Origin of the sequence: Nostoc sp. LEGE 12447 (assembly GCF_015206985.1) — a bacterium.
Taxonomy (GTDB): Bacteria; Cyanobacteriota; Cyanobacteriia; order Cyanobacteriales; family Nostocaceae; genus Nostoc.
The window spans coordinates 20,758-38,997 of sequence record NZ_JADEXT010000055.1 but is presented as its reverse complement, the minus strand read 5'-3'; the positions used below and the strand labels follow the sequence as shown (position 1 = coordinate 38,997).

Below are 18,240 nucleotides of genomic sequence, written 5' to 3'. Positions count from 1 at the left end.
CTGATCGAAATGTTTTTTTGAAGATGTGCCGCAACTATTTTTTCTCGAAGCTCGACAGAGTAAGACTTCATTTAAAGGTATTTATATTTTAATCTAGTGTACCTTATAACAGACGGAAGTGCTGTAAGCCCATACTGACCGGAATTACTGTATTTTCTGCCTTCAATTATCAACATCTGTCATCGCTGAAGAGGTAATTTTTTCTTCTGTAATCGAGCTGTTTTTAATGCGATCGCTGGCTTCATGATTGCCTAATTTAATAGGCTCGGTAATATAATCTATACCAAAATGCTTATTTAATCGATTGCAAATGCAACTTTAAGCTGATTTATATTTGCAGCTAAAGATTGATGCTGCCGTTGTCAAAACTTAATATGCTTTAACTATTAGTTGTAACAATTCAATTGAGGAATGTGATCGTGAAACGCTTTAATGTCTCCAAAATTCTAGGAAGTACTGTTCTAGCTCTAAGTTTGGCTACCTTACCTACAATTATGCCTGCTTCTGCTCAGACAACAACAGCTCCTGATGGTACTGCTACAAACACTACTACAGACCGCGCTGCTACCGATGGAAATTATCAAGATGGGGATTGGGGTTTGTTAGGCTTGCTCGGTTTATTTGGTTTATTGGGTCGCAAGAACCGCAAAGCTGATGATAATGTAGCTTATCGTGATCCTAATGTGGTCGGTTCCCCTGGCTCCCGTTCTAACTATTAATAATAAGTTGCATTCTAATTTTGCGTAATTCTTAAAAATTATTACGGGTAAAGCCTGCATCAGCAGGCTTTATTTGTATGTTTAAATAGCTCCAACCCTTGGGGAGTAAAAATGGATCAAGTTTCCTTGGTTCAGTTGTTAATTAGGGAACTTCCAAAATATAAAATTGGCGAAAAAAACAGCGCCATGACACTTCTAATTTTAGCCATTTTCGTGCAAACTTAGTAAAGTTAGTTAGTGGTCATTAGTTGTAATTTAAATAAAAATGGAAGATTCAGTATTTATTATATTTCTTTCCTTTGGGTTTATTTGGGTTTTGATGGGAGTTGTAGGTTGGATTGCGTTTCTAAAATCTGAGGGTGAAGAAATTAAGTTTGGTAAATGGGGACTGATAGTTGCTATTCCAATCTTAATTCCAATAATTTTTACTTTGATTATTGGTGTTCTTTATCATAGATAAAGAAAGTAATTATATCGTAATATTTATGTCAATTGCAGGTAAGCCTAAGTAGTTCACTTGTGAATTGCACCCCTGACCAAAATCACTGTACTTTCTACACCAGAGGCGATCGCTTCTGGAATATTACCTTGAATTGCCTGCTGCAATAATCCCTCGCGGGAAGCTCCCAAAACTACAACATCGTAACCTTCGGTTTTCACTAGGTTAATCACACCTTCAGCTACTGAATCAGCTTGCACTGGGAGCGCAACTACACTACTAGATAATTTTCGCCGCCGCATCAACTGACGGATGGCTTGTTCTGAAATTGACATATCCGGCTTGAGTTCAGATGGATTAAACACCTGTGTCAAGCGAATTTGCGGATCATTTCCCAATGTAATTAAAGCAGGTAACAACTTAATCGCTAGGGGGGAATTGGGACCACCAGCCATTGGAACTAGCCAACGGTTAAAGGAGTGCTGAGTGGGGAGTGGGGAAGGTGGGGCCCCCTCTGGGGATAAGGGGTAATGGGGAGTAGTGCCTAATTTTACTAACACGACTTCGCAGGTGGCTTGGCGAATTATGTTGTCTACAACGCTGCCAAAAATCCGACCAGGGGTAGATGTGTTACCTTTCCATCCCATTAAAATCAGGTCGATGTGTTGTTCGTTGATTGTCTCTAAAATTGCTTGGGCGACATCGTGGGTAACTCGAATCTGCGTGTGCAAGGGGATTTTCCACTTTTTTGCTAAGACTTCCGCCTGTCTGAGCAAGCGGCGACTTTTTGCCGTTCTTACCTGTGTTTCTGATGGAGAACTGTGGCGGGGTATGAGCATAACTTGCACACAATCTATTTCATAATGGCGATCGCGGGCAATAGCTGCTGCCATTTGTAATAAAATACCTGCGGTTTCGGGATTAGCTACTGGTACTAATAATCTACCGCTACCAGTGCTAGGCGATCGCGTTTGGTAAACTATGTATGAAGGTTCTGGTTGCAGCTTAGGAGTTCCATTTCCACAATTGAGATGATCTGCTTCTGCCCGAATAATATCTGCACGGGTAATAATCCCGATCAGTTTCCGTCCATTCACCACTGGTAAGCGACTGATTTGATAACGATCGAGTAAATACAATACATTGCCCAGAGTGTGAGTTGGTGTTACTGTCATCGGGACAGGTGTCATAATTTCTTTTAAAAAAATATCGGCTAAATTGCGATCGCGAAGTGCATGGTTTGCACTCTCCCGTATTTTCAGTAAATCTGATTGCGTCACAATTCCTACTAACTTGCTATCTTCTACCACAGGAAAACCGCGATGATGGGAACGAGCAAAAGACTGCATTGCTTCTTCTAAGCTCATCTCTGCATCCAGAGTTTCCACTCGTTCTTGCATCACATCTTTTGCAGTTAACTTGGTTAATGCTCCCTCCATCGGAACTTGTTTGGTGAGAGCAATTCCTTTTAACTCCAAAAGTTTCTCATAAAGCGAACCAGGGACTACCTTATCCGCAACCAGATAAGCTGCTACAGAAACAATCATTAAAGGTAGTACCAGATTGAAATCTGTAGTCATTTCAAACACAATCACAATTGCTGTGATTGGCACTTTGGAAACGGCGCTAAAAAATCCCCCCATCCCCGCTAGGGCGTAAGTAGTCGGAGAGCCAACTCCAGTGATATATAACTCAGCTACACCGATGATATGTCCTAAACAAGAACCCAAAATCAGACTGGGAGCGAATAACCCCCCCGGCGCTCCCGAACCAAATGCTATGAGTGTGAGAATGAATTGGGCGGTAAAGGCAATCGCTGCTACTGTAGGTTGTGAACCTCCAGTAATTAAGGACTCCCGTAATCCTGTATTATCCCGGAACGATGGAGGGAGCATAGCCACGACAACACCAGAGATAAATCCAGCTAAAGCCACCCGCAGGGGTAAGCTGATGTGTAATCTTCTATAAAATTTAATACTAAATATTAAGCCGCTATTAAACAATGCACCCAACAACCCTGCCAAGATACCTAACAGTACAAAAAAGGGAATTTCTGGGATAGAAAATTGGCTGGAAGATTGCGTTAATTGCAGGTTCAGGTCAAGAGAGCCACCACCTAAGAGTCGGGATATCACCCCACCAATAAAGGAGGCGATAATGGCAGTTCCCAGAGTCAATCCTGATAAATCTTGGAGTAATTCTTCAACAATAAATAATACACCTGCGATCGGAGCATTGAAAGCAGCAGCCAAACCCGCACCCGCTCCTGCTGCAATCATTTGCCGTCGATGATCGGGGGAAGTGGGAACCCAACGACTCATCCCTGCTGCCAAACCTGCCCCTACTTGGACAGTAGGGCCTTGCCGTCCTAGAGTCATGCCTGAACCGATGGCGATGATAGCGCTGAGTAACTTTACACCTGCGACTCGCCAAGATAAATTCACAGGCACATTTGCCAGAGAAGCTTTGACTTGCGGAATACCGCTACCAGCAGCCTCTGGTGCCAATCTATCCACCATCCATCCAGCGAGAAATCCCAGGACAAGACCAATTACAGGTAATACCAGCCATGCTGGAAAAAGGTGGGTTGTATGCACTCGCCATGTCCCCAGCCATCCCGATCCTACTTTCAGGAATACCGCAGATAGGGCAGCAACCAAACCGATAACACAAGCCTCGGCGATCGCTAAACCTCTTCTAGGCTGCCACCAGGTGCGAAAACGCTGATTCATACCAATTTTTGATTTTAAATTTTGGATTACAAATCTTTCCTAAAAAGCTGTTTAGTGGAATCTTAGAGGATGGTTTAAAAGTCTATCTCAAGGCCCAGATCCCCGACTTCTTAAAGAAGTCGGGGATCTTGTTATTCATAAATAATTTAGGATCGCTGTACAAAAGTACTCTCCCAATTACGAATTATTTAATTGCTTCTCCCCGTGGTGGATAGCCCTTCTACTATCAGAGATGGAGTATAACAAGAACCATTCCAGTCACCATCATTGCCCAGTGCAACCAATTGCTTCAGGGCTGTGTAAACATTACCTGCAACCATAGTATCCTTAACGCGCCCAATTACTTGACCATTTTGGACGCGGTAGCCTAAATCGACATTGATCGAAAAATCTCCAGAAATACTGCCACCATCACCAAGCATTTGATCCACAATCAAGCCATCATCTAGTTGTTGAATCAAATCTGGTAACGATGCCGAACCTGGCTGGATGAGAAAATTAAATAAACCAGGGGTGGGATAGCTGCCCAAACCAGGGCGAAAACCATTTCCAGTAGTGTCAGTACCCAGTTGGCGACCCGTGGTGCGATCGCCATAAAAATGCTGTAAAATTCCGTTTTGGATAAATACTAAAGATTGAGTCGGAGTACCTTCATCATCAAAAGGGCAACTGTAAGGGCCAGCTTCTGGATCTTGGTAGAGAGTGAGACTGGGGGCAACAACTGGGTTCCCTAAACGTTCTGCCCAAGGTGAAGATACTTCTAAGACTTGCTTGCCATTCAAAGCGGCTTGCACAGTACCCCAAAGCATATCAGCAGCTTTAGAAGTGAACAAAATCGGGACACGACCAGTAGGGGGTGAGACATTTTCTCTGGCCCAAATTAGCCGTTGTAAAATTTGGTTAGCTAATCTTTCAGGGTGAAGTTCCCCCCGCTTGGTTTGACCATCAGCAACACTTAAAAAATCATCACCACGTACCCATTCTGCTGATACATAGCAGTTGAGGGTAGTATCGGTGTAGTAACAATCTAAACCTTTAGTGTTGACTATTCTGGTAGTTTCAATATCACATTCCCAGTCACCATTGCACACAACATCGGGATAGACATCGCGGATGAGTGCGATCGCTTCTTTGCCCCAGTCTACCAAAATCTCTATTGGTACACTTTCTCCTAAATCTGGGTAGGAGGGCTGAAAGTTAGAGCCTAATTCTACAGTTTCCGGTTCATTCAGGTGACTTAATGCCAGAGCTTTTTCCACCATCACTTCGGCTAAGACAGAACCGTAAGCCACCGTCAGCCCCGGACGACCGTTTCGCCAAAGCCGTAGTGCTGTGCCTTCAGATTGGTTGGTTTCTAGCTGTTTGAGCCGGTTTGCCTCAAAAAACACTGGACGAGAAAGCGATCGCGACTGATACACCTCAGCAGCTTCTGCTCCAGATTTTATAGCTAGTTCCAGCAACTGTTCGGCTAGTGTATCTTGTGACAAATTTTCAGAACCCATGACCCTTAGTGAATTGTGGATTTTGAACCGCATATCAGCGCACCTTGGAGAAAGGGCGATCGCTAAAAACCAACGATCGGGCTTTCTGCCGATGGACGCAGATAACTATCCAAAAATCATCAGCGTTTCCTTACAGTTACGATTTAGAACCGCAGATCAAAACTGATGGACGCAGTTAATTATCCCAAATCATTGTCATGTCTCAACGGATCTAGTCATTTGTCATTGGTCATTGGTCATTTGTCATTGGTCATTGGTCATTTGTCATTGATCATTAGTCCCCATTCCCACTTGCCCTGAGCGAAGCCGTTCGCGTAGCGTCTCGCAGAGAAGGGATTCCAATTCCCCATTCCCCATTCCCCATTCCCAATTCCCATCTTCAAAGATTAACCTCTTGCAAAAGCCAAAAACCAGCAAAAGATTCTGCTTTGGGATCAGACTGTATACCAATAAAATGCACTCCGTTAGCTTTTTGCTTGGCTTCTTCAAAACCTTTAGCCTCTGCTAAGACTTGAGGTTTTTTGATATTTGCCACAATCCAGCTTTCATTAACCCCCGTTTCTAAAAGCAATCTCGGCTCTTCACTGGTGTCAAATCTTAAGAAAGCCAACTCCAAACCAGACATCCAGCCAGCCAAGGGCAAGGCTCTCGGTGAGAAAATCAAAATACCAGGAATACGGGCTTCGGGTGAAACTTTCGCCAATTCTAAAGGGAAAGCTTCACCAAAGCCAATTTCCCACTCTGGCATCTCTGCCAAATCCGCAGCATCTAAGGTAACAAATACCCACTGTTGCCCTTCCAAAGCATCTGGTAAACGTTGCGGCAAGGGTTTCTCCAAGCGGACTGAGGGATTAGTCCCCCCTTGATACCCCGGTTCTTGAGGATAGACTTCCTTCATCCGCTCTTCTAGCCATTGGTTAAGAACCAAAGTACGGCGGCTAGGCTGGGCGGGAATGCCTATATCTTGGCAGGCTTTAGTAATCATGTTATTCATTTGGCGGCGGAAAAAGCGGATTTTAATTGGTGCTTTTCCAGCTTGGTTAATAGCCTCTTGCAATGCTGTCCGCAACCAGCCCGAGTTTACCTGGGTACTGGGACAATATTGAGCATAACGAAACAAAGAATCTGGTTTTGTGCCAATATCCAAGGGGCTTTCGCAGACTAAGACTTCCCAAATTTTTTTCTGATTATCGTCCAAAATCGGACGGGAGTAAAAATCGATTTCCCAAATACTGCCCATGTTTTGCGGTAAAAATCTGGCTGCTATGTTTTCCTGATATGTTGATCATACGAGTGTTGGGGCAGCATGGAGCATTGGGAATTGGGAATGGGGCATTGGGAATTGGGAATTGGGAATTGGGCATGGCACTTGTACTGAGCATTTGTGTAGCGTTTCATGGAGAAGCCATTGGTGCAGCCTCTCGTAGAGAAGTATTGGACATTAGGCGAATGGCACTAAGAAAAGCTGAAACCTCCTTGCTGGCAGGGTGTGGGAGGTGGGGGAGGACGGGGAAGAAGTCTTACCCCCCACACTTCCCACACTCCCCATTCCCCATTCCCCATTCCCCCTCTCTATTACTGTATTTTTATTGGTGATGGGTTGTGGGGTGGGTTCCGTCTTTGTGAATACTTGAGAGTTTGATAACTAAATATTTAGTAGACATCTCCGAAAATGAATGTAGAGACGTTGCATTGCAACGTCTCTACAAGGGTTTCAGGTAACGCATAATTAATTTCTGGAGATGTCTAGTATTCTCATCTGTTGAGTATATGCTGTGTTGTGTTTAGATTTGAGAAAAAATAGCGATCGCTAAAGTATCTCCTTATTAACCACGATTGATCCAAACGCCTCTGAGTCCTGCTGCTTTAGCTGCGTAGTAGTCTTCTACAACGCTATCGCCAATATGCCATGCTGCTGAAGGGGAACACTTATGTTTATCTAAGGCAATAGCAAAAATTTGAGGATCGGGTTTAGCTGCACGTACCTGGGTAGCAATGGTGACGGAGGTAAAAAACTCTCTCAATCCCAAACTTTGCAATACTGAATAAATCCGGGAATCAAAATTGGATAGCACGCCCAAAGTAACCCCCAAGCGCCGCCAGTTGATTAAAGCTGGTAGAACATCGGGATAGACAAACCACGGTTCGCCAGTGCCAAAGTGGATGTAAAGTTCGCTAAAAAAAGCCGAAAAGTCAGAAAATTCCTTGAGGACACCTGCACTTTCAAAAGTGTTCAGGGCAATTATCCGCCACCAATCAAACTCACGCTGAGGAATATCTTGGAGTTCTGCATCTGGAAATATCGGCGGCGGGGCTGCTTTAAAGCTTTTGATGAAGGCTGTATTCAATGTTTCGGCTGGAACCGTCACACCAAATTCCTCAGCTATCTGACTATAAACTTTACCTACACTGCCTTTAACATCGAAGAGTGTACCCACAGCATCTAAAAAAATAACTTTCGGTTGTTCCATCAAAGTTTGAAGATTTTGAATGTTAGATTTTGGCTCGTTAGAGAGTTTCTGTGGGTAGAGTCTAGCATCTGCTAAGTAGCTTGACGAAAATAAAGCAAATCATTGTAATTTGTCATTTGTCATTGGTCATTTATCATTGGTCATTTGTCCCCATCCCCCATTCCCCATTTCCCATTCCCCATTTCCCATTCCCAATTCCCCATTCCCAATTCCCAATTAAGTTACTTAGAAAGTGTCTCGATGATTGGACGCACTAGCCAATTAAAACCAACTTTGAGTTGATGGTCTAAAGTTGGCAACCTATATAAATAGGCAATCCGACGGGCGACGGATGCCAAGGGGCCATCTAGTTTAATTCCCAAACCAGTAAGGGTGGCGTTGTTTTTACCCAATGTCATCATTTCTCCTAACTGTTGGTAGTGGAAGGGAAGGAGAGGACGATTAGTCAGACTTGCCCAAATATTCCAAGCAGTATAATCAGCTTGTTGAAAAGCCGCTTGTGCCGTGGCGGGGACTTGCTGTCCTTCAACATCATGACAGTCTGCTAAATCTCCCAAGGCAAAAATTTCTGGATGATCGATGACTTGTAGATTGGATGTAGTGTTAATTTGACCACGCTGATTTTGCTTGAGGGGAAGAGATTTCACTACAGGCGCAACTCTATTTCCCACAGTCCAAATTACCAAATCTACGGGAATCGTGTCTAACTGGTTTTTGTACTCTAGGGTGATGCTATTTTGCTCTATTAATTCGACTTTGGTTTCTAAATCTAGAAACACACCACGTGCTTCTAAAGCTTTTTTTGCTGCTTCCCGGTTAAACTCTGGAGAAGTTCGTAAAATTTGATCGGCGATTTCAACGATCCGAAAGCGTCCTCTTTCACCGAGTCTGTCGGCTAATTTACAGGCTAACTCTACACCACTGTAGCCAGCTCCAATAATTGCCACCCGAATTTTATCAGCATCAGATTCTTCTAAAAATCGCAGGCGTTCTTCCAAGCGATAGGCATCAGAGATGGTGCGGAATGGGTAGCCGTAGGTTGCCGCACCGGGGACTAAATCTAGCGGTGTCTCACCTCCTAGTGCCAGCACTAAGCGATCGTAAGGGATTTCTGGCCCTTCATGTATATTTACCCGTTGCTGGTCGATGTCAATTCCAGACACAACCCCTTGATAAAAACGTACCCCTGTGCCTTGTAAAAGTTCTTCAAAAGGTGGGGCAATTTCCCAGGTTTGCAGTTCACCAGTGAGTAATTCGTAAAGCAAAGGGGAGAATAGAAAGCGATCGCTTTGATCTACCAAAACAATTTCGGGTTTTTGCGTAGATTCCCAAGGTAACTGGCTTAAGCGTAAGGCTGTGTAAAGACCACCAAAGCCTCCGCCAAGGATACAAATTCTAGAATTTTGTTCAGTCATCGATTTTATCTATAAAAGGATTAATACTAGCTGGGCAACTAACTTCAGTCTAGTCAGTTAAAGCGGACTTTTCAAAATCCCATCAAGTTTTTGAGAGATTAATCATTAATGGTCACAGTTATTTAACGGTCGATTCGCTATATTTAACGGTTAACAGGCAACGGCTAAAAGGAGTTAAAGAGATGGAAATTAAGCCAACTGACCCATCGCTAGCACTCATGGAAATTCCCCCTGGCTATCTCAACATTATGGGTTACGTCGATCAGTCAGAAGTTAATGGCCCTGGTTGTCGTGCAGTCGTCTGGGTACAAGGTTGTCTTCGTGAGTGTCCTGGCTGCTTTAATACTAACTCCTGGTCTTTTGAGGCTAACCAATTGATTGCTGTTGATACCCTTGCCGAGAATATTCTCAGCAATCCCCGCAATATGGGTGTAACATTCTCTGGTGGAGAACCATTTTGGCAAGCAACTGCATTGGCATCTTTAGCGCGTAAGGTAAAAGCTGCTGGGTTAAATGTAATGTCTTTTTCTGGGTTCACTCTCAAACAACTACAGTCTCAATCTGCGCCGCCAGGTTCTCAAGAATTGTTAGAACAACTTGATATCTTAATTGACGGGCCTTTTGTCCAATCTCTGGCAATTAATTCTCCCAACTCTCCAGTTTCTTCTAGTAATCAACGGGTTCGTGTGTTAAACCCGGCTTTCCAAGACCAGATTACTTGGGCTAGCGATCAGATAGAAGTCCACATTCTCAAAGATGGTGGGCGCATTGTCACTGGCTATCAAGGTGGGCTGGAATTGACTTAAGGTATTGGGAATTGGGCATTGGGCATAAAAGGATTTAGCCTCAGAAGATCAACGTTCACCTTCTGAGGTTCAACTTCCACCTTCTGAGGCTCAACGTTCACCTTCTGAGGCTCAACTTCCACCTTCTGAGGCTCAACTTCCACCTTCTGAGGGTCAACTTTCACCTTCTGAGGGTCAACTTCCACCTTCTGAGGGTCAACTTCCACCTTCTGAGGGTCAACTTCCACCTTCTGAGGGTCAACTTCCACCTTCTGAGGGTCAACTTTCACCTTCTGAGGGTCAATGTCTAAGTTTTAACTCTCCTCCCTCCCAATACGGTTCGGATAAGCATTTTTCACTTTCCTTGTGGTCTGGGTAAAGGGTAAAAATTTATTCAAAACCTTTTCCCTTTCCCCTTTCCCCTTTAACCGAACCGTATTGCCCTCCCTCCTGCCCAATGTCCAATGCATCTGTGTTTGAGACGCATTATATTTAAAAAAAATGCATATCTAAATTTGACTAAACCATTTAAGACAATTTTTACTGAACACCGGGTACTTTGGGCTGTTTTACTCCTGAGTGCAGCACTGATGGTAACGCTAGTGCTGTCCCTTTCTCAAGGAGCAGTACCTTTAAGTATGTCGGAATTTTGGCAAGCCATACTCCACAAAGGCGATCCGATTAAACAGACAATTCTTTGGGATTTACGTCTCCCGCGCATTACGGCTGCTCTCATTGTTGGCGCAGCTTTGGGAATGTCAGGAGCATTGCTACAAGGGATGTTACGCAATAGTCTTGCCGATCCATTTATTTTGGGCATTTCTGCGGGTGCTGGATTAGTTGTGATTGTGATGATTGTGTGGCAAATATTCCCGATCGCAATTCCTTTAGCAGCGTGGATGGGGGCAATTCTGACTTCTGCGATCGTTATTTTACTTGGTCGCGCGGGGTCGGGAATTTCGGTTGAGCGGTTGATTCTAGGCGGTGTGGCGGTGAGTTCTTTATTTGGTGCTGCACAAAGTACATTGCTGCTTTTAGCTGAAGACGGTCAAATTCAAATTGCGCTCAGTTGGCTGGTTGGTAGTCTCAATGGACGGGGTTGGCAAGAAATTTCGACGGCTGGCCCTTATATTATTGTTGCATTAATTGGGGGATGCTTACTGGCGCGATCGGTAAATGTGCTGGCTTTGGGCGATGATTTGGCTGTGGGTTTGGGGGTTTCGCTGACGCGATCGCGCCTATTAATTGGTGGTGTCGCCACTCTCTTAGCCGCAGGTGCAGTCAGCATCAGTGGCTTGATTGGATTTATTGGTCTTGTTGTCCCCCACGGTGTCCGCCTCATTGTTGGTACAGATCATCGCTTTGTTTTACCACTTTCCGCCCTTGCAGGTGCATGGTTACTGACTTTTGCAGATTTACTCTCTAGATTAGGAGCAGTAGAACTACCAGTAGGTTCTGTCACCGCTTTGCTGGGTTCACCGCTATTTATCTGGTTACTTTATCGTCGTTCTGCTGGGTTTAATAAATTTTGAGCTAATCCGCTTGGATTAAGCCAAAATTGTTTTTTAGCTTACAACTATTTTCAGGTAAACAGACCACGCGGTAGGAGCGTAAGTCCTTGCGCCCCTAGTACGACAGTTGTGGTTCAAATACATAAAAACTACTGTAAGTTGAGACTATAAAATAATATCTTTTACGCCTCAGTGTATAAAAAACCTGCCAAGTTGGCTGTATGAGTTTGGTTGTCTCTGGTAAAGTATTAAAAGTAAATTACTTGTGGGCTATATTTACCGAGCTTTACTATACTTTTAAAAGCATTTAACTAAGTCCGCTCATTTTGCTTTGCTAACGGAATAATAAAAATTGCTGGTGTATTCACTACAACAGCAACAAGCAGAATGATCAGTTTTGGTTTATTTACCTGGCCTATTTTAAAATAGACCAGGTATTTTTATTTACTTGCTTGCATTTATACCAATTACACCCAAAATTATTAGGGCGATCGACAAAAGTTTGATAAATGTAGCAGATTCACGAAACCAAATAATACCAATGATTGCAATTAGGACAGTTCCCAACCCAGCCCAGACAGAATAAGCCACGCTTACTTCAAGTCTCTTGAGAGCAAGAGTTAAAAAACTAAAACAAAGTCCATAAAAAACAAATATTAATACTGAAGGGACTAATTTAGTAAATCCTTCTGATAACTTCATGCAAGTTGTGCCTGAAACCTCAAAAAGTATTGCTGCGATGAGATAAATCCAACTTGTTGACATGTCTTTTGTGAGCGGTTTGTTAGCAGTCTTTTATTATCTCTATGAAAACAAGAAAATACAACACTTTTAATTGATATTAGTGATTGAGGAAATACCCTAATACCAATTATTTGTGAAACTGCACAGAATAATCTGGTTAAAAATTGCGGCAAAATCACCTTATTCAGAAACAATCTAAAATGTAATCGGTATATTATTGTTCCTGATAAATAGGTTAGTAATTCCGATACCTGGCTTCTCAAATAAGCTAGGTATCTATCTACCTAATATTAGCTTACAGGCATATTCTAGAAATTATAAATTAGAGAATTTTTAAATTCAGGTCTTTCTTGTCGAGTTTACCGAACCTCCCTAGTTAAGATTACCCTACATTTATTGTGGTTCGGTAATCATCATAAATCATGTGATAAAAACCGAATTTACACCACTTTTATTTTTAAATACTATGAAAAGCAAGGAAATAAATCCTCAATTAGTTGAACAGCAAAGATACTGATTATACGAGGTGGAAAGATGACATTAGTACGTTGGAACCCCTGGCAAGAATTGAACACAATACAACGTCAAATCAATCGTTTATTTGATGAAGAAACTTTACCATCTGCATTTTTAGAGAGAGGCTACTCTAGAGTTCCTGCTGCTGAGTTAAAAGAAACTGAAGATGCAATTCATCTAAAAGTAGAACTTCCGGGAATTGAGGCTAAAGACCTGGATTTGCAAGTTACAGAAAATGCTGTATACCTAAGTGGTGAGCGGAAGTCTGAAGCTAAAGCTGAAGAGAAAGGTGTAATCAAGAGCGAATTTCACTACGGTAAATTCCAACGTGTAATTCCTTTACCTACTCGGATTCAAAATACTAACGTCAAGGCAGATTATAAAGATGGCATCTTAAACCTGACGCTACCCAAAGCTGAAGAAGAAAAGAACAAAGTCGTCAAAGTTAATCTAGCATCATCTGGCTAATTTCTGCTTTATATCTGCTAGCTATTTATTAAACTAAATAAAAAGCGCTCCCTTTTTAGAGAGCGCTTTTTAGTGTGAATGACTCAGGCTATATAGATTTTTTAGGAAAGTGCAAAATTCTAAATCTTGTAGAGTGTGTTATTGCCGAGAGTAAAGCACTACCTCAGATTTTAGTTGCGCTAGCACAAATGTTTTAACGCATCCTACAAAACTTGCTCTTTCTTAAATTCACCTTTCTTAGTTAACCGTTAAGTTCATCTTCTTGATTGGTTAGGATTACACAGTCAGAAGTTGGTCTGGCAACGCAGGTGAGAACCCATCCTGCATCTATTTGATCGTCGTCTAAGAAGTTCTGATCTGATTGGTCAACTGTACCTGAAATCAGCTTACCAGCGCAGGTTGAGCAAGAACCAGCATTACAAGAGTAAGGCAAGTCCATCTCATTTTCTTCGTTAGCAATCTCTAAGATGTAATCATCTTCAGAAACTTCAATAGTTTTTTCTTCATCTGGAGTCTTTAATGTGACTTTATAAGTTGCCATGTAACAATCCCTAGCTAAATGTGAACTACATTGTTGATCCTACGGGTTTATGTGCTGCTAGTCTAGAGTTAAATGTGGTTGATTACTCTACATCCTGAAGTGCTTGGTGTGAATTGGAAGTGAGAGTAAAAAATTCTGCGATCGCTTCAGCAAATCCCTCAAATGAACTATAATCCCTAGACACGATGGAGACATTCACACCCAACTTCCGCGCATTAGCTGTTGTATAAGGGCCAAAACATGCAATAATGCAACCTTCATAGTCACTTTGCGAGTTGACCATTGTCAAAAAGCTTTCTACTTCCGCCGTGCTACTAAAGGCAATGACATCAATCATTCCTTGATTTATCAGGTTTAATTCAATACTGTAGATACTTGTGTCTAAGCCCTGTGTAATATATGTGGGTACGCGAGTTACTTCTATGCCCAATTGCTGCAAATCCGTAATTAAATTGGGTACAACATCAGGCTCAGGCAAACCAACAACCTCTGGTGCAGGTATCAGCACTTTTTTGTCATGAATTTGCGGAATTTTCGCTAATTCCGCCACAATCCCGGCTGGACTAGATTCTGTTGGAATTAAATCTACCTTGCCACAAAAAGACAATAGGCTTTCTGCATCTTTTCCCAAAGCACATAATTGACATTTTTGTACCACAGATACAGGAATATTTAAATTATTCATCCGGTGAAAAAATGCAGTGATGCCATTTCTACTTGTGAAGACAATCCAATCAAATTCAGCTATGTGGTTAAGAGCAGCATCTAACTTACCGTAGTTTGAGAAATAGCAGGTTTCGATAGTAGGCATGAAAACAGGTAAACCACCTTGTTTGATAATTTGTTCAGATAACCTATAAGCATAATTTCTCGGTGCTGTTACTAAAATTCTCTTGCCATATAGAGGTAACTCTCTAGATGGAGTGAGTAGGTTGAGTTGTTTTGATTGGGTGTGCATTTGTTTATCAATAAATGATATAAGCTCAACCTTATCCAAAATAAGCATTGGGATTTAGATGGGGTTGACAGTAACAGATAAATTCCTGACTTCTTCACCGACATCCTCGGCTGAGTAGCAACTGTCCATTAGCCAGTCGATAAAGCCCTTCTGCTTCGATAATAGGGTCGCCTTTTTTCCAAGCACGTGATGTTGGTTCAACATTACGCACCTTACCAGTGGAATATACTGAAATTAATCCATTCCCTGGACTATTACGTAAAGCGCCAGAACCAGTGATGAAAAATGTACCACCTTGTTTGGAACTGCGTGAAATGCAACTATTGGCGATGAGTGCATTGGTGTCGATGAGGTTTGGAGATGCTTGAGTAAAGCTGTTTTGAATGGAACTGGTATCGGGTGCGTTAATATTTGTTATGCCTGAAACACCTAATTGCGAACTGGCAGTAATGTCGCTTTTGTCGGTTGGCTGTGGACGCGACTCGATACCGAATATACCTTGGGAGTTGATTTGAACTTTTCCACCTGTTCCAGTGTATGCATTTGCGCTGATGTCGCTGTTTTCTTCGGTGTTAGCGACGATGAATTTAGAGTTAATGTTGATGTTACCGCCATCACCCCCAGCTTGTGCCCTACCTGCGGTAGTTGAAATTAAACCGCGATCGCGCAAAAGTAATAAATCAGCGATATCGAGTGTAATGTCACCACCATTACCTGCATTTGTGAAAGAAGCGATCGCACTGCCTTTACCAATAACTTCCAGAAAATTAGCCTTAATTCTAATATTTCCAGCGTCACCTGTACCGAGGCTGCCAGAGACAATTTCAGCATCATCGCGTACAATCAGGCGATCGCTAGTAATATCTATATCACCACCTTGACCATTAGCCTTTTCGTCAACTGATGATATTAAGCCAGTTGCAGACTCACTGTCTGAACCAGTGAGGATAATGTTATCAACTTGTACCGTTAAATTCCCGGCATTTCCATTTCCTTGAGTTGCCGATGATATCTGCGATTCTTCTTGTACATTTAATAGTTGAGCTTTGATGCTGATATTGCCTGCCTTACCCTTAGCTTCATCATCAACCTGAGTTCTGACACTGCTACTTCCACGTAAATCAATTTGATTGGCATTAATCGTAATGTTTCCTGCATTACCTTGATTGAATGTAGAGGCAGAAATTTCTCCGTTATTGCTGAGGTTTAAGCGTCCTGTTGTCACGTTAATGTTTCCCCCAGAACCAATTCCCCCCGTTTGTAATTCTGCGAATAAACCTGATGGCACAAATGAACCATCTAGTCGTTCTGCACCAACCCCAGTAATATCAATAGAATCAGTGGCATGAACTACCAAATTACCTCCTTGTCCGCGTCCCCCTCCGAATACTGAGGTTGAGATGTTTCCACCATTACTCAACCGCAAGCGCTCTGTGTCAATAGTTATCGTGCCGCCCCGCACATTGGCATTACTTCCAATCACATCCGAGGTTAAGTCACTCATATAAAAAAAACCCCCGAACCGAGACAGAACTTCTTGTGCAAGAGGCTCAGACAAAATTTCTTCCGCAGCAGGGTTATTTAGTATATTCAACTGTTCCTTCGGTACGAAAACAAACCCGTCCAATTCTACATCTTTGGCGCGGATGGTAATATCCCCGGCATTACCACTGCTTGTAGTGGATGAGGTGCTTATATTTCCTCCTTGAGTTAGGGAGAGTCGAGGCGTTTCTATCGTTACATTACCCCCATTTCCTGAGCCAAAGCTCGACTGGCTCAGTACCCCGCTAGAGGAACCGCGAGAAAAACCGCTAATCTCTACGTAGTCACTAGCTTTAATAAAAATGTTAGCTGCATTTGCACTGCTAGAAGTAGTCGTACTGACATAACCCCCATCTTTGAGATTGAGTCGTTGGGTTTCAATGGTGATATCCCCTGCTGTTGCTTGAGTTTTACTTCCAAATTGTGTAACAATACCTGTAGATATATTACTTTGAGTCACCTCAACCGCATTGCGAGCCTGAATGGAAATAGAACCGACACTTCCACCACCAGATGAAAGTGCTGTCACTCCTCCCCCAAAGAAATTGTTTTGAACTCGCAAAGTGCCCGTTTCAATCCGCAGATTACCTGTTGAACCTGAACTCAAGCTTCCAAGTCCTAAAGAAGCTCGGTTAGTTATATTGACAGCATTTGTAGCTTGCACTGTCAAGTTTCCTGCATTACCTGCACCTCCAGATACAACAGAGATAAAGCCACCATTAATGTTGACAAACTCTGTTGCATTGAAAGTGAGATTTCCCCCATTACCTGCACCACGGGTATTTACAGAGATACCACTGCTATTTTGCGTATTTCCATCTCCGGTAATTGTGATTTTCCCGGCATTGACAGTAACATCACCACCCGCACCTGTCGCTAGAGCGGCGCTACTAGAAAAAATACGACTGCTGTTAGTGAGAGTCACTGCATCGCTGGCTTGAATTTGAATATTACCCCCCCTCGCTGCACCAAAAGTAGCGCTCTGAATTACAGAGCCATCCAAACTAAATTGAGTTGTATCAACAATAATTGAGCCGCCATTGCTACCATAAAGAAAGGAACCATTTAGCCCAATTTTTCCGCCAAATAGCTCAATTGCACCATTTACACCTGTAGCGAAAATTGTTGCATTCGTTAAGCTGATGGGTGCGCGTCCAAAATTTTCTGGTAACTTAAAACCTAATAAGGAGCCATTGACATTCAGCCCAACGGTTGTGTCTCCACCGACTGCTCCCAATTTCACTTGTCCATTTGAGGCAAATAACAAACTATCATCCAAGGCAATTTCACCGCCCATAAGTGCTAAAGTGCTACCAGATCCAACAGACAACTCATTCACTGCTTGACTGGTAATGCTTCCTGGTTGCGAACCAAACTGCAAACCTACTGGTACACTGATAGCCAATAACGGCGGTGCTTGAGGATTTGTGGCGTTAAACTCTACTCTATTGGGAAAAACTAAGCTATTTGCTGTCGTCCCCAAAAAAGAACCCTGTATATCTAACTGGGCATTTTTACCAAACACAATGCCATTTGGATTTAGCAAAAACAAATTTGCATCACCTAATACACCCAATCTTCCGAAAATATTTGATGAGTTCCCACCAGTAACACGAGAAAAAATATTTGTTATCCCGTCTGGATTGGCGAAATAAACACCTCGACCATCACCGACGTTAAAATCTTGAAAACTGTGAAAAAGGTTAATGCCACGAGCCGCGCCCCCATCGATAATGTCATTATTTTGATTAAAAGGAATGACTTGCGATCGCTCTTTCCCCAGGCTGTTATCGGGAGTTAACTGAGCAAAAGCAGGATGAATAGAAACTGCAACTGCTCCCACGCACCCTAACCATCCTGCGACGCTAAACCGCAAAATTTTCATAATTTCTATTTC

The 18,240-nt window shown here is 42.7% G+C and carries 16 protein-coding genes; 6 read left to right on the top strand and 10 right to left on the bottom strand.

Going from position 1 to position 18,240, the window contains the following annotated elements:
- Window positions 1-419 precede the first annotated feature (419 nt).
- Complete coding sequence (locus IQ274_RS31855) at window positions 420-719, top strand: WGxxGxxG family protein (protein WP_194144643.1); 300 nt, start codon at window positions 420-422, stop codon at window positions 717-719.
- A gap of 265 nt (window positions 720-984) precedes the next feature.
- Window positions 985-1,179 carry a hypothetical protein gene (locus IQ274_RS31850; protein ID WP_163931519.1) on the top strand — a complete coding sequence of 65 codons (195 nt, stop codon included), beginning with the start codon at window positions 985-987 and terminating at the stop codon, window positions 1,177-1,179.
- 53 nt (window positions 1,180-1,232) lie between these two features.
- Here IQ274_RS31850 and IQ274_RS31845 read toward each other — a convergent pair whose 3' ends face one another.
- Together IQ274_RS31845 and IQ274_RS31840 are read right to left on the bottom strand one after the other, a co-directional pair.
- Entirely contained in the window at window positions 1,233-3,890 is a 2,658-nt protein-coding gene (locus IQ274_RS31845; RefSeq protein ID WP_163931516.1) for a chloride channel protein, read from the bottom strand.
- Between the two features lie 188 nt (window positions 3,891-4,078).
- The gene (locus tag IQ274_RS31840) at window positions 4,079-5,392 is read right to left on the bottom strand and encodes a TldD/PmbA family protein (RefSeq protein ID WP_114080557.1); all 1,314 of its coding nucleotides are present in this window, start codon (window positions 5,390-5,392) and stop codon (window positions 4,079-4,081) included.
- Between IQ274_RS31840 and IQ274_RS31835 the strand changes: the two genes are divergently transcribed.
- On the top strand, window positions 5,391-5,558 hold the full coding sequence (locus IQ274_RS31835; protein ID WP_163931513.1) for a hypothetical protein: 168 nt from the start codon (window positions 5,391-5,393) through the stop codon (window positions 5,556-5,558). The two genes, IQ274_RS31840 and IQ274_RS31835, sit on opposite strands and share 2 nt — an antisense overlap.
- A gap of 213 nt (window positions 5,559-5,771) precedes the next feature.
- On the opposite strand, the gene IQ274_RS31830 is transcribed toward IQ274_RS31835, so the two are convergent.
- The 3 genes from IQ274_RS31830 to IQ274_RS31820 all read right to left on the bottom strand — a co-directional run bounded on the left by IQ274_RS31830 (window position 5,772) and on the right by IQ274_RS31820 (window position 9,278).
- Window positions 5,772-6,632, bottom strand: a complete 861-nt coding sequence (locus IQ274_RS31830; protein WP_194144642.1) for a Tab2/Atab2 family RNA-binding protein — start codon at window positions 6,630-6,632, stop codon at window positions 5,772-5,774.
- Between the two features lie 586 nt (window positions 6,633-7,218).
- Window positions 7,219-7,863 (bottom strand): HAD-IA family hydrolase, encoded by a 645-nt coding sequence (locus IQ274_RS31825; protein WP_114080555.1) that lies wholly within the window; start codon window positions 7,861-7,863, stop codon window positions 7,219-7,221.
- Between the two features lie 221 nt (window positions 7,864-8,084).
- Window positions 8,085-9,278, bottom strand: coding sequence for an NAD(P)/FAD-dependent oxidoreductase (locus IQ274_RS31820; RefSeq protein WP_194144641.1), 1,194 nt, complete (start codon window positions 9,276-9,278; stop codon window positions 8,085-8,087).
- A gap of 182 nt (window positions 9,279-9,460) precedes the next feature.
- Between IQ274_RS31820 and IQ274_RS31815 the strand changes: the two genes are divergently transcribed.
- A complete protein-coding gene (locus IQ274_RS31815) occupies window positions 9,461-10,084 on the top strand; it encodes a 4Fe-4S single cluster domain-containing protein (RefSeq protein ID WP_194144640.1) in 624 nt (207 codons plus the stop codon).
- On the opposite strand, the gene IQ274_RS31810 is transcribed toward IQ274_RS31815, so the two are convergent.
- Window positions 10,081-10,353, bottom strand: a complete 273-nt coding sequence (locus IQ274_RS31810) for a hypothetical protein (RefSeq protein ID WP_194144639.1) — start codon at window positions 10,351-10,353, stop codon at window positions 10,081-10,083. The two genes, IQ274_RS31815 and IQ274_RS31810, sit on opposite strands and share 4 nt — an antisense overlap.
- Window positions 10,354-10,653: 300 nt before the next feature.
- Here IQ274_RS31810 and IQ274_RS31805 point away from each other — a divergent pair, with 300 nt between their 5' ends.
- Window positions 10,654-11,595 (top strand): FecCD family ABC transporter permease, encoded by a 942-nt coding sequence (locus tag IQ274_RS31805; protein ID WP_228058501.1) that lies wholly within the window; start codon window positions 10,654-10,656, stop codon window positions 11,593-11,595.
- Between the two features lie 423 nt (window positions 11,596-12,018).
- Here the strand turns inward: IQ274_RS31805 and IQ274_RS31800 are convergent, their stop codons facing one another.
- Window positions 12,019-12,339, bottom strand: a complete 321-nt coding sequence (locus tag IQ274_RS31800; RefSeq protein WP_163931324.1) for a DMT family transporter — start codon at window positions 12,337-12,339, stop codon at window positions 12,019-12,021.
- Between the two features lie 513 nt (window positions 12,340-12,852).
- On the opposite strand from IQ274_RS31800, the gene IQ274_RS31795 reads away from it, so the two are divergent.
- A complete protein-coding gene (locus IQ274_RS31795) occupies window positions 12,853-13,302 on the top strand; it encodes an Hsp20/alpha crystallin family protein (protein ID WP_163931321.1) in 450 nt (149 codons plus the stop codon).
- A 241-nt stretch (window positions 13,303-13,543) separates the two neighbouring features.
- On the opposite strand, the gene IQ274_RS31790 is transcribed toward IQ274_RS31795, so the two are convergent.
- From IQ274_RS31790 to IQ274_RS31780, 3 genes are all read right to left on the bottom strand, one after another.
- Complete coding sequence (locus tag IQ274_RS31790; RefSeq protein WP_194144637.1) at window positions 13,544-13,843, bottom strand: 2Fe-2S iron-sulfur cluster-binding protein; 300 nt, start codon at window positions 13,841-13,843, stop codon at window positions 13,544-13,546.
- Window positions 13,844-13,925: 82 nt separating this feature from the next.
- Window positions 13,926-14,801 carry a uroporphyrinogen-III synthase gene (locus IQ274_RS31785; protein WP_194144636.1) on the bottom strand — a complete coding sequence of 292 codons (876 nt, stop codon included), beginning with the start codon at window positions 14,799-14,801 and terminating at the stop codon, window positions 13,926-13,928.
- Window positions 14,802-14,895: 94 nt separating this feature from the next.
- Window positions 14,896-18,228: a filamentous hemagglutinin N-terminal domain-containing protein gene (locus IQ274_RS31780; RefSeq protein WP_194144635.1), complete on the bottom strand. Its 3,333-nt coding sequence runs from the start codon at window positions 18,226-18,228 to the stop codon at window positions 14,896-14,898.
- Window positions 18,229-18,240 lie beyond the last annotated feature (12 nt).

Bases quoted from the DNA above. Each gene is read 5' to 3' on its own strand.
- IQ274_RS31830 (WP_194144642.1), bottom strand. From the start codon at position 6,632: ATGGGCAGTATTTGGGAAATCGATTTTTACTCCCGTCCGATTTTGGAC.
- IQ274_RS31835 (WP_163931513.1), top strand. From the start codon at position 5,391: ATGACCCTTAGTGAATTGTGGATTTTGAACCGCATATCAGCGCACCTT.
- IQ274_RS31850 (WP_163931519.1), top strand. From the start codon at position 985: ATGGAAGATTCAGTATTTATTATATTTCTTTCCTTTGGGTTTATTTGG.
- IQ274_RS31820 (WP_194144641.1), bottom strand. From the start codon at position 9,278: ATGACTGAACAAAATTCTAGAATTTGTATCCTTGGCGGAGGCTTTGGT.
- IQ274_RS31815 (WP_194144640.1), top strand. From the start codon at position 9,461: ATGGAAATTAAGCCAACTGACCCATCGCTAGCACTCATGGAAATTCCC.
- IQ274_RS31785 (WP_194144636.1), bottom strand. From the start codon at position 14,801: ATGCACACCCAATCAAAACAACTCAACCTACTCACTCCATCTAGAGAG.
- IQ274_RS31845 (WP_163931516.1), bottom strand. From the start codon at position 3,890: ATGAATCAGCGTTTTCGCACCTGGTGGCAGCCTAGAAGAGGTTTAGCG.
- IQ274_RS31800 (WP_163931324.1), bottom strand. From the start codon at position 12,339: ATGTCAACAAGTTGGATTTATCTCATCGCAGCAATACTTTTTGAGGTT.
- IQ274_RS31795 (WP_163931321.1), top strand. From the start codon at position 12,853: ATGACATTAGTACGTTGGAACCCCTGGCAAGAATTGAACACAATACAA.
- IQ274_RS31805 (WP_228058501.1), top strand. From the start codon at position 10,654: ATGGTAACGCTAGTGCTGTCCCTTTCTCAAGGAGCAGTACCTTTAAGT.
- IQ274_RS31840 (WP_114080557.1), bottom strand. From the start codon at position 5,392: ATGGGTTCTGAAAATTTGTCACAAGATACACTAGCCGAACAGTTGCTG.
- IQ274_RS31780 (WP_194144635.1), bottom strand. From the start codon at position 18,228: ATGAAAATTTTGCGGTTTAGCGTCGCAGGATGGTTAGGGTGCGTGGGA.
- IQ274_RS31825 (WP_114080555.1), bottom strand. From the start codon at position 7,863: ATGGAACAACCGAAAGTTATTTTTTTAGATGCTGTGGGTACACTCTTC.
- IQ274_RS31790 (WP_194144637.1), bottom strand. From the start codon at position 13,843: ATGGCAACTTATAAAGTCACATTAAAGACTCCAGATGAAGAAAAAACT.